The organism is Pseudomonas sp. S9 (genome assembly GCF_000222125.1).
In the GTDB taxonomy this organism is placed as follows: Bacteria; Pseudomonadota; Gammaproteobacteria; order Pseudomonadales; family Pseudomonadaceae; genus Aquipseudomonas; species Aquipseudomonas segetis.
This window is the reverse complement of the sequence record NZ_AFFX01000001.1, coordinates 707,246-725,492: the sequence shown is the minus strand read 5'-3', so window position 1 is coordinate 725,492 and position 18,247 is coordinate 707,246. Positions and strand designations below refer to the sequence as shown.

9 protein-coding genes are annotated in these 18,247 nt (G+C 55.6%); 3 read left to right on the top strand and 6 right to left on the bottom strand.

Going from position 1 to position 18,247, the window contains the following annotated elements; translation table 11 throughout:
• Positions 1 to 45: 45 nt before the first annotated feature.
• Both PSES9_RS0103285 and infA read left to right on the top strand, forming a co-directional pair.
• On the top strand, positions 46 to 753 hold the full coding sequence (locus tag PSES9_RS0103285) for an arginyltransferase (protein WP_010483952.1): 708 nt from the start codon (positions 46 to 48) through the stop codon (positions 751 to 753).
• A gap of 216 nt (positions 754 to 969) precedes the next feature.
• Positions 970 to 1,188: a translation initiation factor IF-1 gene (gene infA / locus PSES9_RS0103280; RefSeq protein ID WP_002553999.1), complete on the top strand. Its 219-nt coding sequence runs from the start codon at positions 970 to 972 to the stop codon at positions 1,186 to 1,188.
• Between the two features lie 196 nt (positions 1,189 to 1,384).
• On the opposite strand, the gene clpA is transcribed toward infA, so the two are convergent.
• Positions 1,385 to 3,655 carry an ATP-dependent Clp protease ATP-binding subunit ClpA gene (clpA, locus tag PSES9_RS0103275; protein WP_010483950.1) on the bottom strand — a complete coding sequence of 757 codons (2,271 nt, stop codon included), beginning with the start codon at positions 3,653 to 3,655 and terminating at the stop codon, positions 1,385 to 1,387.
• Between the two features lie 29 nt (positions 3,656 to 3,684).
• Entirely contained in the window at positions 3,685 to 4,047 is a 363-nt protein-coding gene (clpS, locus tag PSES9_RS0103270) for an ATP-dependent Clp protease adapter ClpS (RefSeq protein WP_010483948.1), read from the bottom strand.
• 232 nt (positions 4,048 to 4,279) lie between these two features.
• Between clpS and cspD the strand changes: the two genes are divergently transcribed.
• A complete protein-coding gene (gene cspD, locus PSES9_RS0103265; protein WP_010483946.1) occupies positions 4,280 to 4,543 on the top strand; it encodes a cold shock domain-containing protein CspD in 264 nt (87 codons plus the stop codon).
• 44 nt (positions 4,544 to 4,587) lie between these two features.
• Here the strand turns inward: cspD and icd are convergent, their stop codons facing one another.
• The 4 genes from icd to PSES9_RS0103245 form a co-directional block, all read right to left on the bottom strand.
• Entirely contained in the window at positions 4,588 to 5,844 is a 1,257-nt protein-coding gene (gene icd, locus PSES9_RS0103260; RefSeq protein ID WP_010483944.1) for an NADP-dependent isocitrate dehydrogenase, read from the bottom strand.
• 170 nt (positions 5,845 to 6,014) lie between these two features.
• Positions 6,015 to 7,166 carry an HlyD family efflux transporter periplasmic adaptor subunit gene (locus PSES9_RS0103255; protein WP_010483941.1) on the bottom strand — a complete coding sequence of 384 codons (1,152 nt, stop codon included), beginning with the start codon at positions 7,164 to 7,166 and terminating at the stop codon, positions 6,015 to 6,017.
• A 61-nt stretch (positions 7,167 to 7,227) separates the two neighbouring features.
• Complete coding sequence (locus PSES9_RS22930; RefSeq protein WP_051120896.1) at positions 7,228 to 9,342, bottom strand: type I secretion system permease/ATPase; 2,115 nt, start codon at positions 9,340 to 9,342, stop codon at positions 7,228 to 7,230.
• Between the two features lie 117 nt (positions 9,343 to 9,459).
• A complete protein-coding gene (locus tag PSES9_RS0103245; protein ID WP_010483937.1) occupies positions 9,460 to 18,222 on the bottom strand; it encodes an Ig-like domain-containing protein in 8,763 nt (2,920 codons plus the stop codon).
• Between the last annotated feature and the right edge of the window lie 25 nt (positions 18,223 to 18,247).

Genomic DNA, 18,247 nt, shown 5'->3' with positions numbered 1-18,247 from the left:
CTTGTCTGGCTTACACTGATTAAAGGCATTCCACGAGAGCCAAATATGACCGAGCTGGCCCGTCTGAAGTTTTATGCGACCCAGCCTCACCCTTGCAGCTATCTGCCCGACGAACAGGCCACAACACTGTTCCTCGACCCTAGCCAGCCCATGGATGGCCAGGTGTATGCAGAGCTATCGGAAATGGGTTTTCGGCGCAGCGGCGACCACCTGTACCGCCCACACTGCCAAGGCTGTACGGCGTGCGTGCCTGCGCGTATTCCTGCGGCTGATTTCAGCCCCAATCGCCAGCAGCGACGGATTATCAAGCGCAACGCTGACATCCAGGTCACAAGCGTACGCCCAAGCTTTACCGAAGAGTATTACGCGCTGTACTCGCGCTATATCGAGCAGCGCCATGCAGACGGTGACATGTACCCGCCCAGCCGCGAGCAGTTTTCGACCTTTCTGGTGCGCGACCTGCCTTTTTGTCGATTCTTCGAGTTCCGCCTTGACGGCCAACTCCTTGCACTCGCCGTAACCGATGTCTTGCCCAATGGCCTGTCTGCGGTCTACACCTTCTACGAACCTGGTGAAGAACGCCGCAGCCTCGGTCGCTTCGCAATTCTTTGGCAAATAGCCGAGACAGTCCGACTTGGACTGCACGCGGTGTACCTGGGCTACTGGATAAAAAACTGCAGGAAGATGAATTACAAGACTCAATACCGTCCGATTGAGCTCTTCATCAACCAACGCTGGCTGAGCCTTGTGTAACGCCAGGAATACTTTGCTGGAGTCATCGCACGGCTGATGGCGAATAACTAGCACTTAAATGCTGTTTTACCCGTTTTTGACCTTGATTGCCGACAGCTTGTTACCTTTTTCTGAGGATCACTTGGCGTAAGCACCTGTTTTCGGGCACAATGCACGCCGCTTTTGCCTGGCGCCAGTTGCACCGGGCCATTCATTGGATACCGAGGGCTTTACTGCATGTCGAAAGAAGACAGCTTCGAAATGGAAGGCACTGTCGTCGACACCCTGCCCAACACCATGTTTCGCGTGGAGTTGGAAAATGGGCACGTCGTAACTGCGCACATCTCCGGAAAGATGCGCAAAAACTACATCCGTATCTTGACCGGCGATAAGGTGCGCGTTGAGCTAACGCCTTACGACCTCAGCAAAGGTCGCATCACCTACCGCGCTCGTTAATACCTGCGAACCGCCTTGCGCCAACTGGGCCGGATCTATCAGGACGGCTTTTGCTTCGTCCTTGGCTTTTGCCTAGAACCTGAAGCGCAATGCACCTAGCACGTTTGCTCAAGCAGCAGATACAAAAAATGCCCGGTTATCAGCCGGGCATTTTTGTTGTTGCATCGACCAGGCGAACCTGGCCGAGCAATACCGATCAAGCCATCTCGGCCGTGGTTTCAAACTCGAAGGTCAGCTCACCGCCCTCAAGGTCGACATGCACCACGCCACCATGATCTGACAACTCGCCAAACAGAATCTCTTCTGCCAGCGGACGCTTGATCTTATCCTGGATCAAACGTGCCATCGGACGAGCGCCCATGGTTGCGTCATAACCCGAATCCGCAAGCCATGTCCGTGCCGCCTCACTGACCTCAAGCATGACGCGCTTGTCCTCAAGCTGCGCCTGCAACTCGGTGAGGAACTTATCAACGATGCTCTTGATCACCTCGGTGCTCAAGCGACCGAACTGGATAATGGTATCCAGGCGATTGCGGAACTCGGGGGTGAAGCTCTTCTTGATGACTTCCATGGCATCACTGGAGTGATCCTGGTGGGTGAAGCCAATCGACGCACGGGCTGCTGTTTCTGCGCCAGCGTTGGTCGTCATGATCAGAATCACATTACGGAAATCAGCTTTACGGCCGTTGTTATCGGTCAATGTGCCGTGATCCATCACCTGCAGCAGCAAATTGAACACCTCGGGGTGAGCCTTCTCGATTTCATCGAGCAGCAGCACGCAATGCGGTGTCTTGGTGATGGCTTCTGTCAGCAACCCGCCCTGATCGAAACCGACATAGCCCGGCGGCGCACCAATCAAACGCGAAACGGTATGGCGCTCCATGTACTCGGACATATCGAAACGAATCAGCTCGATACCCAGCGACTTGGACAACTGACGCGCGGCTTCTGTCTTGCCAACCCCGGTCGGGCCCGCAAACAGGAACGAACCGACAGGCTTGTCTGGCGCCTTGAGTCCGGCACGGGAGAGCTTGATGGCAGTGGACAGCGAATCGATTGCCGCCTCCTGGCCAAATACGGTCAGTTTCAAGTCACGCTCAAGGTTGCGTAGCAACTCCTTATCAGAGCTGCTGACGTGCTTGGGCGGAATTCGCGCTATTTTAGCGACGATGTCCTCGACTTCAGCCACATCAATACGCTTGACCCGCGTTTCGATTGGCTGCAGACGCTGGTAGGCGCCTGCCTCGTCGATCACATCAATGGCTTTATCCGGCATATGCCGGTCGTTGATGTAGCGCGAAGCCAGCTCGGCGGCGGCACGCAGGGCCTCGTCGCTGTACTCGATATTGTGATGCTGCTCGAAACGCGCACGCAGGCCACGCAGAATACTGATGGTGTCATCTACCGACGGCTCGACTACATCGACCTTCTGGAAGCGCCTTGCCAGCGCCCGGTCTTTCTCGAAGATCCCCCGGAACTCCTGGAAGGTGGTCGAGCCAATACAGCGGATTTCACCTGACGACAGCATTGGCTTGAGCAGGTTGGAGGCATCCATGACGCCGCCAGAGGCCGCACCGGCGCCAATGATGGTATGGATCTCATCGATAAATAAAATCGCGTGAGGGCGCTTACGCAGCTCGTTGAGCAACGCCTTGAGACGCTTCTCGAAGTCGCCCCGGTATTTGGTGCCGGCCAGCAGCGCCCCGAGATCCAGCGAATAGACGATGCTGTCAGCCAGCAGATCCGGAACCTGGTTGTCGACAATACGCTTGGCCAGGCCTTCGGCGATTGCGGTTTTACCGACACCCGCCTCGCCCACCAACAGCGGGTTGTTCTTGCGCCGCCGCGCAAGGATCTGCGCAACACGCTCAACTTCGGTTTCGCGACCAACCAGCGGATCAATACGCCCCTGGCGGGCTAGCTCGTTGAGGTTGCTGGCAAAGGAGTCCAGGGGATTGCCGGAAATCGAAGATTCACCGCCTTCTTCATCGCCCATATCCTGTTCACCGTCAGGCTGACCACCGTGCCCAGGCACCTTGGAAATGCCATGGGCAATGAAATTGACCACATCGATGCGCGCAACACTTTGCTGCTTGAGCAAAAACACTGCCTGGCTTTCTTGCTCGCTGAAAATGGCCACAAGCACATTGGCGCCAGTGACTTCGCGCTTGCCGGAACTCTGTACATGGAACACCGCGCGCTGCAATACACGCTGAAAACCCAGGGTTGGCTGGGTTTCACGCTCTTCGTCGTGCAACGGGATCAGTGGCGTGGTTGAGTCAATGAACTCCAGCAAATCGTGCCGTAGCTTATCGAGGTTTGCACCACAGGCACGTAGCACGCTGGCTGCCGCCTCATTGTCCAATAGGGCCAGTAGCAAGTGCTCTACTGTCATGAATTCATGACGTTTTGTACGAGCCTCCTTGAATGCCAAGTTGAGGGTAACTTCGAGCTCTCGATTTAACATAGCTTCACCTCATGCCCAAGCGAACGGCACTAGCCGTCCTTCTCGATCTCACAGAGTAGTGGATGCTGGCTTTCTTTAGCGTATTGGTTTACCAGCATTGCCTTGGTTTCGGCAACATCGCGGGTAAACACACCGCATACGGCCCGCCCTTCTGTATGGACGGTCAGCATAATTTTGGTTGCCAGCTCGCGATTAAGGCTGAAAAACATCTCCAGCACCTCCACCACAAAATCCATTGGCGTGTAGTCATCATTAAACAAGACGACTTTGTACATTGGCGGCGCCTGCAGTGCGGGCTTTGACTCCTGCACAACCGTGCCTGTGGAGTCGTCCTCATGTTGTGCAGGTTGATCCTGATTGAATGTTAGTCGAATCTGGCTACTTGCATGCATGGTTGTAAAAGTTCGTTGTAGGGCGAATGGATGACCCAATCCAAAGTATGGTGCAGCTCACTGTTTATGCACTCAATCACCTTGACTATCGGCAAATCGGTGTTACAAACAATAAATACCCGGACTGGGTGTAAGGGGTTCCGCGCTTTACCCCACATATGGACTAAGGGATGGCGCGCAATCAAAGTGGATGATACCCCAGAGACGGGGTCCTTTGCAGAGGGATATCAGCATGCTAAGCGGTAAGGTCAAGTGGTTCAACAACGCTAAAGGTTATGGTTTTATCGTGGCTGATGGCGGCGATGAGGACCTGTTCGCCCATTATTCGGCGATCCAGATGGACGGCTACAAAACGCTGAAAGCCGGACAGCCTGTGAGCTTCGACATTATTCAGGGCCCCAAAGGACTTCATGCTGTCAATATCAGCAATGTCACAACCAGCACCGAGGCGCCAGCTACCGTCACTCAAACCCAAGATACGACAGCAGAAGCCTAGCCATGGATGAAAAAGCCGGTTAATAACCGGCTTTTTCTTGCCTGCTACATGTGCGAAATCATCTGGTCTCCAAACTCAGAGCAAGACATCAGCTTCGAGCCCTCCATCAGTCGCTCGAAATCATAGGTCACGGTCTTGGCCTCGATCGCGCCCTCGGTCCCCTTGATCAACAAATCAGCCGCTTCGACCCAGCCCATATGCCGCAACATCATTTCGGCCGAAAGAATCAGGGAGCCCGGGTTGACCTTGTCCTGGCCTGCATACTTGGGTGCAGTACCGTGCGTCGCCTCGAACATGGCAATGGTGTCGGAAAGGTTCGCACCTGGCGCAATACCAATACCTCCCACCTCGGCAGCCAGAGCATCCGACAGGTAGTCACCATTGAGGTTGAGCGTGGCGATCACATCGTATTCGGCAGGACGCAATAAAATCTGCTGCAGCATCGCATCAGCAATCACGTCCTTGACCACGATGTTCTTGCCGGTTTTCGCGTTCTTGAATTGCATCCATGGGCCGCCATCGAGCAATTGGGCGCCAAACTCATCACGCGCGACTTCGTAGCCCCATTCCTTGAACGCACCTTCGGTAAATTTCATGATATTGCCCTTGTGCACCAAGGTCACCGAGCTGCGATCGTTATCGACCGCATACTGCAGCGCCTTGCGAACCAAGCGCTTGGTACCCTCAAGTGAAACAGGCTTGACACCGATACCGCAGTTTTCAGTGAAGCGAATCTTTTTGACACCCATTTCCTCCGTGAGGAACTTGATGACCTTTTCGGCTTCAGGTGAGCCGGCCTTCCACTCGACCCCGGCGTAGATATCTTCAGAGTTCTCGCGAAAAATCACCATATCGACATCGCCTGGCTTCTTGACCGGGCTGGGTACACCGGTAAACCAGCGCACCGGGCGCTGACAGACATACAGATCAAGCTCCTGGCGCAGCGCAACGTTCAGCGAGCGAATACCGCCGCCTACGGGGGTGGTCAACGGCCCCTTGATCGATACGACATAGTCTCGCACCGCTTCCAGGGTTTCCTTGGGCAGCCAAGTGTCCTGATCGTAGACCTGGGTGGCCTTCTCGCCCGCAAAGACCTCCATCCAGGAAATCTTGCGCTTGCCGTCGTAAGCCTTGGCAACAGCTGCATCGACAACCTTGATCATGACCGGGCTGATATCGGCGCCGATGCCATCCCCTTCGATATAGGGAATAACCGGATTATTCGGGACGTTGAGCGACATATCTGCATTAACGGTAATTTTGTCACCGACTGCCGGTACCTGGATCTTTTGATATCCCATGCTGAACTCCTTTGCTTGAGTGAAACCTCTGGTTGCCTTTGAGCTTAGCCCAGTAAATCCGGGCAACCACTAACACTAGGACCCAGCCTACAGGTTTTGGTGCCTTTTGACGGCCCGCGGAGTGTTACTGAAACCTGCAAGGCCTCAAGCAACACAGCCCTGGCATGAACCTAGCGCTCGCGTAATGCCTCCCTGGCCTTGTTGAAGGGTTTGATCAAGTAGGTCAGGACTGTCTTTTTCCCCGTGGCGATATCGACAGTCGCAATCATCCCCGGGAAAATCGGGAATTTTTGATGCGCCTGGTTTTCCAGTTCAGCGGAATCCGTCTGGATATAGACCCGGTAATAGAACTCATCGCGCCGGACTTCATCCCGGATAGTATCCGGGGAGATGATCGCCACTTCCCCGGTCAAAGCGCCATAGATCGAATAGTCATAGGCCGTGATCTTGACCAATGCTCTTTGCCTGGGATGAATAAAGGCGATGTCTCGTGGCGATATTCGGGCCTCGACCAGAATACTGTCATCCAAGGGCACAATGGTCAGCAACTTGCCATTGGGCGGAATGACGCCTCCCGTTGTAGTGACCTCGACATCCTTGACGATGCCTCGTACAGGGGCCGCCAGAGTCGAACGACTCAGGGAATCCTGACGGCCACGAATAACCGAACGCAGGGATTCGACATCTGCACTTGACCTGGCCAGCTCCTCCCGCGCCTTAACCAGGTATTGACTGCTGGTATCGGTCACCTTGTTTTGCAATTCGCTGATCTGCCGGCGCAAACGCAGTACATCCACAGCACTGGCCGCTCCTCTGGACACATAGGGCGCGGTCATGCGTAATTCTTCCCTGACCAGCTCAAGCTCGCGATTGAGCCCGGCCAGCGTGGTCTCCAGGCTATTACGCCGCGACCTGTAGAGCTGGGTTTCCGACTTGATCAACTGCGGCTGGGCATCAAGCTCCGCAGGAAATGCAAGCGGCGTACCATCGACCTCAGCACGCAATCGCGAGGCGGTTGCCAGGGCAGCGGCATATCGGGAGCGACTCTCCTGCACGGCAGACTCAGACTTGATGATATCAAGCTGGGCCAGGGTCTGGCCCTTCTCCACGATGTCGCCCGTCTTTACATAAAGCTTTTTGAGTATGCCACCCTCAAGCGATTGAATGGTTTGCTCGTGGGCGGAGGGAACAATCTTGCCGATGCCTGTAGTGACCTCTTCAAGCTCAAAGTACCAGGCCCAGGCCAGAAAGCTGCCCAGCAACAGCAAGATGACGAGAATCGTGATGCTCGACCCTGGCAAGTGCTGCTCCCGATGGCGCATGGTTACCGAAGGCCTGGCTGATTGGGATTCGATATTCACAGCGCACCTGCTTGATAGATACTCAATGTCCCGCGACCCTTTTCAGGATTTCGTTCTTTTCACCGTCCATCAGGATTTTCCCGTTATCCAGGATGATGACCCGCTCGACCAACTCAAGAAGCGCGGGCCTGTGCGTTGCAAGAATCATGGTACGCGCCCCTAGCCAGTCCTTGAGTTGAGCAATGACTTCGCGCTCGGTCACGTCATCCATTGCCGCAGTCGGCTCGTCAAGCAGCAGGATATTGGGCTGGGTGAGCAGCATGCGGGCCAGGATCAATGCCTGGCGTTGCCCGCCCGAGAGACCGTAGCCACCTTCAAGAATCATGTAGTCGAGCGCCTTGGTCTGCTTCTGCACGAACCGCAGTGCACCGCTCATCAGCAAGGCCCGATAGATTTCATCATCCGTGGCAAGTGGTCGACCCATGGTCAGGTTTTCGCGAATCGAACCGAAGAACAACCTTGAGTTTTGATGCAAGAAACCCATGTCCCGGCGCAGATCGGCGGTATCCAGCGAGGTGATGGCAATATCATCCAGCAACAGCTGGCCATGGGTAGGGAAACGCATACCGGACAGCAGTTGCAAAACCGTGGACTTACCTGCGCCATTGCGGCCCAGAATGGCAATTTTCTCCCCTGCCCTGATTGTCAGTGCCGAAATACACATGTCCGAGGTTTTGCCATCGGGGTCGTAACGGAACTCCACCTCGCTGAGCTGATAAGTACCGCGCAAGCACGCCTTGTGTACCGCCTTGCCCCGCTCAGGTTGATCAATGGGCCGACTCATCAGCTCGTCCAGCCCCTTGCGTGCCACCTTGGCTTGCTGCCAGCGTGACAACACACCCGTGACCTGCGACAGCGGCGCAATGCTGCGTGACGACAACAAGGTCATGGCAACCAGTGAGCCTGTGGTCAGATCGCCTTGTATGACCCTATAGCAGCCGATCAACAACACGGCACCGTAGACCAGGGTCGACACTTGCTGGGTCCAGGTCATCAGCAAGGAGGTCCAGAATCGTTGGCCCATGCTGATTTTCGCCGCAACCTCGTTGTTATGGTTCCATTGATTCTGGAAGCGCTGTTCCGCGCGCTGCAACTTGATATCCTCGATGCCTTCCACCGTCTCGACCAAGGTGGCATTACGTATGGCGGACTCGCGCATCCCGTCATTGCACAATCTTGCCAAGGGCCGCTGCACCAGCAAGCCAGGAATCACCAGCATTGGCACCGCTGCCAGCACCACAAACACCAGCGGGCCACCAATCATCCAGAGGACAAATATAAACAAGAGGAAAAACGGCAGGTCCGCGACTGCGCCGATCGTTGTCGAGGTAATCAACTCCCGAACCTGCTCCAACTCACGTATCTGCGAAATAAAGGAGCCCGTTGACTTTGACCTCGCGCAGTTCCGGACCCTAAGCGCATGGCCGAGCACTCGATCGGAAATTCTAAGATCCGCCCGTCTGCCAATTGAGTCTGAAATGTGGGTGCGCACCATGCGCAGGATGAACTCGAAGACAACCGCCAACAGCAGGCCACCAAACAAGACCCACAAGGTTGGATATGACTGTGCCGGAATAACCCGGTCATAGACCTGCAGGGAAAATACGATACTGGCGAGTGCCAGGACATTCACGGCCAACGAAGCAGCAATAATCTCGCCGTAGCGTCGCCAGTCACTCAGTGCAATGTCCCAGAACCAGCTTTTCTTGTAGGGCTTGATGTATTCATCAACCCGAATGTCCGTGACAGTCGTCAGGGGCCGCAATATCAACAGGCGTTCAACCTGTTCGGACAGCTCACTGACACTCATGCTCAGCGCCAGGCCAGCTTCATTGCTGAACTGCACTGAAACCTGCCCGGCATTGTCCATGCCATTGAGCACAGCGACATCACCATTGCGTAGCAGCACAATATACGGCAAGCGCCAGGGGTCCAGAAACTGCTCGGAGAATTCGGTGATATACAGGTCGAGCCCAAGCTGGCGCGCCATGTCTTCAAGCAGCAGGTCCAAGGAAGTTCCTTGCTCCCAGCTTAGTGCAACCCGCACATTTTCCTCTGAAAAATCCAGGCGATAATGTTTGGCCACCATCAGCATCGCTGACAGCCATGATTCATGACTTGATGTTAAGCGACTCATTAAAGACATCCTGTCCAGCAATAGCCACGGTCCTGTGCTCGCGATTGCGAACGCCTGCGATTGAAAGCCTGTGCGTGTCAAAAGGGGCATATAGCGCCCCTTTTGACCTGGTCGCTATCAAACCAGCAATTGATGATTGGCCAGCAGCGTTGCCAAATCGACTTGCACGCCGCTTAATGAAACCACCGTGGTCGGCAGGGACGCGCTGCCAAGTCCGTCGTGATCGAACTGAATCTCAGTATTGGCACCGTTTTGCAGCACATTGAGGTAGTCCTCGATGTTTCCTGTCGAAGCATCCAGCGTTGCCACTCCATCGACATAAGTGGCGCTGCCTGTGCCGGTGTAACCTGCGCTGTTGAGCAACTCGCTGATATCGATGCGATCCGTGTCGTCGGTGCCCTCCCAGGTACCGATGGTAAAACCATGGACGCTATCGCTTCCGTTGCCCAGGGTTGGATCGAAGGTATTGAGCAGCTTGTATATCAGCGTGTCGTGCCCGCCGTTGCTGATATTGATGATGTCGTTAACACCACGGCCGTTGAACAGGTTGTCCCCGGTGCTGCCAGTGAAGGTGTCGTCAAAGTCGCTACCGGAAACACCTTCAATATCCACAAGTTGGGACAGATTGAACCCAGTGTCCTGCACTGCGCTGGAGCTCAGGTCGACAGTGACACCACTGTTTGCGAGGCCGTAGTCGACAATATCCATCCCGCCACTGGCCGCAACCCAAGTGCCGTGCCCAGAGCTGTAGTTCCAGCCACCTGCGCCGTTATAGGCGTCGGAGCCGGCTGTTGCCATGAATGTGTCGTTGTATCCGGTACCAATAAAGGCGCCATCATTGTTAGCATCACCCGCCTCGGCCGATAAAACGTAGTTATGCGCGGCATCGCCTGTGGTCAAGCTCCCCCAGCCAGCATTGAGGCTCTCGCCCACATCGGCACGCACACCATCGGCGATGCGGACCAGCTTCACAGAATAGGTTTCGCTCGCGCTAAGGCCATAGAAGTTCAGCAGTGCCGAACTGTCATTCACACCGACTCCGGATTGTGGGTTAAGTATCTGGCTCGAGACTAATGCACCACCGCTGTCAAACAGCTGCACAGTGTTGCCATAAAAAGCGTTGATGCCGTTCTGATCGAGTATCCGCAGGTGTAATGATGTCCCTTCGGCAACAGTGTTGCTGTTCTCCACCACAAACGCGTTGCCATTGCTGGTAAAGCCAATGAGGTCGACAGCACCATCCCAGTCATAATCCAGTGCAGCCGCACCGGTCAGCCGCGAACCGTAGCTGTAGTCAAGGTTGACATCGGTCCAACTCAAGCCATTGCCATTGTTGAGGATTATCTGGATGCTGTCGCCGTTGTTGTAGCCACCCATCTTGGCAATGTCGATGGTGCCGTTATGATCCCAGTCGACAGCCAGGGCAATGCGTGAACGGATATCCGGCCCTGCGCTGATTTCAACGAAGTTGTCCAAGGTCCCGTTGTTGTTGATTATGACCGCGGCCTTATTCGAGCTAGCAAAGTGCTGGTTAAGGTAGAGATCGAGGTTGCCATCGCCGTTGAAGTCGGCCCAGGTCATGCTCGTGCCGACATTGTCGACACCACCGCCATCATTGAACACATTGTTCACCACCTGGCCAATGCTCATGCTGCCATCGCCATTATTGGTGATGACACCAAGCGCGTAACCGTTACTGGCGCCTCCCCCATTGATCTGGGCCGTGATATCAATGGTGCCATCATTATTGATATCTACGCCGGACACGCTGGCACCAAAGGTATAGGACGGGGCTAAGCCACGAGTCGTGATGTCTTGCGTGAAGGTGCCGTCTTGATTGTTGTTGAACCAGCCGGCCGAATAGCTATCCAGGTTGCTGTCACCCAGTACCAGGTCGAGATAGCCGTTACCCGTGCGGTCATATGCGACAGTGCCGCCATAGAAGGTATCCAGACCACCGTATGCGATTGTTTTGCTGGTATAGCTGCCACTGTCGTTCTGCCAGTATTGAAATGGCCGCGTGTAGTTACTTTGAGTCGCAAAGATATCCATATCGCCATCTCGATCCAGGTCGAAATAGCTGTAGTTGACCGTGTTGCCAGTCAAGCTTTCCTTGACCAGAACATCGGTGCTGTAGGCGTTCAAGTCGCTACTGCGGTAAACAGCTGTGTTGGATACGATGTTCCACAGACCATTTTCGCCAATGCTGTAGCCCAGCCCTTCCTGGTTGGTTGTCCTGGTTGGAGGTGCAGCGCCAGCCCATTGCGTATCGATAGCCGGCTCAGCCACTACAACCTGCGCCCCGCTGAAGGTTTGGCTTGTCAGGTTGCCATTACTGCCCTCATTGACCACCTGAGCGATCACGTCATAGGTGTTCAGGCCAAGGGGGTGACTGCCAGGGATTTGCAGATACCAAGTGCGATTTTCCGGATCGATCACAACCCGGCCGTCACCATAGCTGGCACTGGACGAGTAGGTGATGCCATCAACCTCCACATACAGCACTTGCCCGGCACTCAGCTCCTCCATCAAGGTGCCGCGCAGCACAGGCGTTGTGTCCGAGGTCACTTGTGAATCAAGGGTGACCGTCCCCGGGGCGCTGGTATCCACATTCAAGGTGTAACCGGTCGATGTGGTCGTATTGCCTGCCGCGTCAGTAACCACCGCCAGGTAGTCGTATGAATTTGCATTTTGCAAGCCGCTGAGCGCATAGGTCCAGGTGGTCCCGCTCACAGCTGCGGTGCCCAGATAAATACCATTCTGGAAAATCCTGAGTACTTCACCGCCTTGCAACTCAGCCGTAAGCCCACCCCGCAGGACCGGCGCGGTGTCGTCAGTAATGTTCTCGGTGCTCTGAATGCCCTGGCGCCCGCCCTGGTCGTCGTAGTAGCCGGTAATTGTTGCCTGCTCCAGCGGTGCAGTAGTGTCCACTACAACCTCTTGGCTTGTCATGGGGCCCATGTTTCCAGCCTGATCAATAACCCGGAGCTGGTAGCTATGGTTTCCATCGTTTAGTAAGCGCGAGTCGGCGTAGCTCCACTGGATACCATGTACATCAGTCAGGGTGGTCCAAGTAGCTCCCCCGTCAATGCTGATTTGTGCATATTCATCGCTTTCCAGCGCTTTGCCCAAGGTGCCAGACAACGTCAGGCTTGTATCTCGGGTGACAAAATCCGTTGCTGACAGTCCTGTGTCGTCGCTGATGCTGTCGACACCGACCAATGTGGTGGGCGCCGTCTGGTCGACCCTGACGATCTGCTGCTCGACCGGCCCCGAGTTACCGGCAAGATCAACAACTCGAACTTGATAGCTGTAAAAACCATCGGATAGCGAGCGGCCGTCGGTATAGCTCCAGGTCAAGCCACTGGGCACCAGATTGATCCAGGTGACGCCCGCGTCAAGGCTAATCTGTGCAACTTCATCCAGATGCAGGGCCGCACTGAGTGTACCGTTCACCATCAGGCTGTTGTCGCGGGTGATGTAGTCGGTTGCAGAGCCCCCGGTATCATCCGTGACGCTGTCAATGCTAATTGTGGTCAGCGGCGCGGCGGTGTCGACAACCACGGTTTGCGTATAGGTTGAGCCGATGTTGCCGGCCGCATCGATCATGCGCACCGTGTATTGGTATGAGCCATCAACCAAGGCCCGGCTGTCGACATAATTCCAGCTCGTACCCGCAACGCTCAAGTCAGTCCAGCTCACCCCGCTGTCCAGGGTGATTTGCGCCCGTTCGTCGACCGCCAGCGGGCTGGATAAGCTGCCATTGACCCTCAGGCTGGTGTCCTGCGTGATGTAATCGGCGAATAACCCAGTGTCATCAGTGATGCTGGTGATGGCTATGGTTGATGCAGGCGCACTGGTATCAATCGTTACCAACTGGCTGGCGGTTGAGCCCAGGTTTCCCAGGGAGTCGATCACGCGAACTGCATAGTCATGGTTGCCATCAACCAGCACTCGGTTGTCTATATAGGTCCATGCCGTACCGGACACATGGTGGTCTATCCAGCTGGCTCCGCCGTCGAGGCTGACCTGCATCAGCTCGCCTGCCCCCAACGCAGCGCCCAGCGTCCCGTTGATCGCCAAGGCGGTATCATGGGTGATGAAGTCATTGCTGGATGAACCCGTGTCCTGGCTGATGCTGTCGATCGTCAGCGTCATCGATGGGCCACTGAGATCAACACTAAAAGAGCGATCGCTAAAACCGGTATTGCCCACGCTGTCTGTTGCCGCCGCGTGGATAGTGTATACGCCGGAATCGACCAAGGCAGCCAGGTCAGTCGTGCCTATCACCAGGCTCCAGCCATGGTCAGCTTGTACCGTGGCGCTGTAATCCTTGCCGTTTAGTGTCAGGGTGACGGTGCGCCCGACATCAACCGATGACGTACCCGAAATGACCTGGACGGAACCTTGCTCAAGCTTGCTGAGAATGTCGTCAACGGTGAAGCTGTCGATGGTTACACTGGGCGCATCCCCCTGCAGAGATACAGAAGCGTCTCTAGCCCCGCTGTTGCCGGCCTGATCAGTCACTGCTGCGCTGATTGTGTAGTTACCATCTGGCGTATCCAGGAAATCACGCGCATCAACATTCACACGCCAGGCGCCATCATCGGCCACCACCGAGTGATAAGTACGACCGTTGAAAGCGACCTCTACAACCTGGCCCGGCTCGGCGTCAGTCGTGCCACTGATAACCTGCCCGGCTTTCTGTTCGGTACCATCAATGACATTGTCACTGGCGACCGTATCAATGCTGACCGCAGGCGCATTGACATCCAGCGTCACAGTGCTCAGTTCAGTGACTCCACCGACAGTTGCCGTTATCGGCACAGTGCCGCTTGCAATGCTGTTCCAGATGCTACCCGGTAGATCCAGCGACCAGTTCAGGTTGCCGTCAATACTGGTGCTGTAGTGCTGGCCATCAATCTCGATGTTTAGGGTCTGGCCAGCAGCAACGCCCGTGACATTACCGGTCAAGATCTGGGTTGCAGCTGCTTCGGCACTATTGATTGTGTTGTCGGCTGTTAGCGGGTCAATAGTAATCGTGGGCACAGCCCCATCAACGGTGATGGTTCGCATGCTGGTACCAAGGTTACCAATGGCATCGCTGCCCTGCGCGGTAATGGCCAGGTCACCCTTGCCGAACGAGGCGACATCAGTGTCAGGCAGGCTAACACTCCATGCACCATTACCATCTACGCTGGCACTGTAGTTGCGCCCATTGAGGCTCACTTCTATGCCTGTACCTGCAGCCAGACCACTGGAAGTACCGCTGATATCAAGCGACTGCATCTTCTCGGCGGCACTGATCACATCATCGCCAGAGACCACACCGATAGTCACAATGGGGGGCTCCAGGACCACATTGACCCCATGGCTAGCGCTGCCGAGATTACCCGCAGCGTCTGCGACGCTGGCATCAATGCTGACTGTGCCGACCGGCAGTACCGCTACATCGCCCCTGGGAATGGTTAGCCCCCAACTACCGTCAGCATTGACAGTGGTGGCATAGCTCCGGCCATCGAGACTGACCCTGATGACTTCACCACCCGCCAAGCCGCTGGTTCCACCTGTGATTTCAAGCGCCTGGTTGTGCTCGCTTGCATTGATGACATCATCACCGGCAACACTATCGATGGTCACAACCGGCGCCGTGAAATCCACGACAACATCGCGACTGGCGTAGGCATTGTTGCCTTCGACACTGGACACACTGGCGTCGATAGTCAGACTGCCCTCGGCGGCGGCCGACCATGCCGAACTGGGCAGACTTACCGCCCAGGACAGGTCATCATTGACCGTTGCGGTATAGTCCGAGCCGTCCATGGACAAGTTAACGGCCTGCCCTGGCTCAACATTGAGCACGCTGCCGCTGACCATGACACTGGCCCCAGCCTCAGCCGCGTTTATACGATCGTCACCGGCAATGGTATCGATGCTGATAACTGCGTTGAGCGTACCTATCACCACAGTGGTGTAGGTGATTGCCTGATTGCCAATGTCATCCACGGCTGATGCCGACAGCTTATGCTGGCCATCGCGCGCAGCGTCAAAATCACCAGGCTGGATCTCGGTACTCCAACTGCCATCAGCCGCTACAGTCGCCTGATAATCCTTGCCGTTAAGCACTACAGAGACAATTGCACCTGAGTCCAGGCCGGTGGAAGAACCGCTGATTTCGACAGGAGCACTCTTTTCGACGCTATTGATAACGTTGTCACCGGCAACAGTGTCGATCCTGATGGTTGGCAACTGGGTAACGAGTTCAACGTCGTGACGCGTCGAAGCACCATTGCCAGCTGCGTCTGCAACCTGGGCAACGATGCTGTACTGTCCATCGGCCAGAGCTGCAATATCGGCAGCAGCAACGGAAAGCCCCCAGTCACCATCAGCCCCGACAGCTGTGGTGTAATCCTTGCCATTGAGGCTGACTGTCAGGACTTCCCCGCCATTCAGTCCACTTGCATGCCCGCTGACCTGAACTGCATCGGCTTTCTCGTTCGCATTGATGATGTCGTCGCCAGCAAGGCTATTGATGCTGATCACCGGAGCCGCCGTATCGACGGTCAACTCGCGCGACTGCTGCACACGATTTCCCGCTTTATCGGTGGTCGTTGCCGTGATCGATAAAGGGCCATCGGGAGCAGACGAAAAAATCGCGGAGGGAATGCTCAAGCTCCATGCTCCAGCCTCGCCAACCACGGCCTGGTAATCCTGACCATTTAGACTAATCGTCAGGGGCTGTCCTGCCTGTGCAGAAGTCACGCCACTGACCAGAAGATCCTGATTGACCTCCGAGCTATTGAGCAGATCGTCCTGCGCCAAGCTTGATCCATTGCCACTGGTGGTCGGGTCGATAACCAGTATCGGCGAGGTCAGGTCAACCTCAACGATCTGCCCACTGCGCGCAACGCTGCCTTGGATATTGGTGACCTGAACCTCCAGGTTGCGATAGCCATCAGAGATCCCCGCAAGGTCAGCAGCAGGCACGGCAACCGCCCATTCCCCGTCACCCGCTACTGTTGCTTGATATTGATGGCCCGCAAAATTGATGACCACGACCTGGCCAGCTTCGACATTGGCTGTTGCACCCGAAAGCAGCAAGCCAGAACCTTGCTCGTCACTGTTGATGATGCTGTCCTGCGCCACGGCATTGATACTGACCGCAGTGTCAGCCAGATCAACCATGAGCTGATGATTGATCGCCACAGGGTCGCCTGAAGCATCGGCACTGCTGACATGTATGTCCAGCGGGCCTTGCGCATAGGTTGAAACGTCACTGGCCTGCAAACCAATCTGCCAACTGCCGTCGGCATTGATTGCGGTCAGGTAGCTTTCACCCGCGATAGTGACTGTTACTGTCTGACCGGGTGCAAGTCCGCTGCTTGTACCAAAGACAGCCAGGTCCTGGGCGTGTTCTATTGCGTTGATAACATCGTCGCCAGACAGGGTCGAGACGCGTAAGCCAGGCAGCCCCGCAGCAATCGAGATACCACGGCTAGCCTCGCCCGTATTTCCGGCAGCATCGGTAATGCTGGCGGTGATTGTCACTGCGCCATCCCCCATTGCAGTCCACATGGCGCTTGGAATATCCACAGCCCATCTGTGGTCAGCGCCCAACAAGACCTCATGCAGGGTGCCCCCAACATCTACCCTGACAGTCTGGCCTGCCTCAGCTCCCATCACTGAGCCACTGATGGTCTGGGCGGTCGTCACCTCCGAAGCATTCAGTACGTCATCCAGCGCGACGGCATTGATGTTCACAACCGGGGCCGAAGTGTCCACAAAAAAACCTTGTGAAGCCGCGTACGAGTTCCCGGCAGGATCGGTAGCGCTCGCCTGGGCGGTGTAAAACCCATCATGCAGGCCAGCAACCACCTCGACTGGCAATTCGATACGCCACCCGCCGGCCTCGTCAACCTGGGTTGTATAGCGCTCGCCTGCGATTGAAACTATGACTTGCGTACCTGATTCAAGGCCGGTTGCACTGCCGCTCAGGCTAAGGGGGGCACCCGCCTCGCTTTCACCAAGCTGGTTGTCGCCGCTTATGGGATCAATCGCCAGCTCGATGTTATTACCAAGAATTTCGAGGCTGATCCTGCCTGCACTCAGAATGCTGTCACCACTGTGCTGGATTACTTCATAGCTATGCTGACCCAGGGCCTGATCGGCAAGCGTGACGGTCCAGGTACCATCAGCACCTACCTCGGCACTGGCAACAACCACAGCCTGCTGGTTTATGATCTGGATGTTTGCACCGGCCTCACCGCTACCGCTGAATGTCGGACTCAGGTCATCGGTCCTGCTCCCTGAGGTCAACAAGGTCTGCAACTGGCCCTGGTTGTCAGTCGCGATAAATGAAGGCTGGGCAACTTCAGCCGGCAAGCTGTTATCGACGTATTGAATCCGGTCATGTCCGCCACCGTCATCATCCAGCCCCGCCCCCACCAAGGCGCCACCCAAACCGGCACCAATCAGGCCCAACAGCCCATATCCAGCGAAGTCGTCGCTGCCATAGAGCAAGGGATCAATGCTGTTAAGCACTTCGACCTGGGGGGTTAGCGGCATCAACTGCCCCGGGGCAAGCCCGGGCATCTCGGCAAAGCTGACATGAATCAGCGCAGCGTTTTGATCTTGAAATACAAGCTCGCTGTGCTGCTGGGTTTCATCGACTTTGAAATAGTCATCACAACGAATGACGCTGCCATCCTTCATGTGTATCAACAGATCATTCCCGACTCGCTCATAACCACGAACATCGGAAATGGAGGCCTGCACTAATACAACACTGGGTTCATTCAATGTCAGGGTTAGACTGCCGTTGGCTAGCAGGTTGACTTTATTGCTGGCAGCGCGATCAATTACTTCAATAGACCTTTTCATATCAACTCTCCACCTCTGCAGTTAA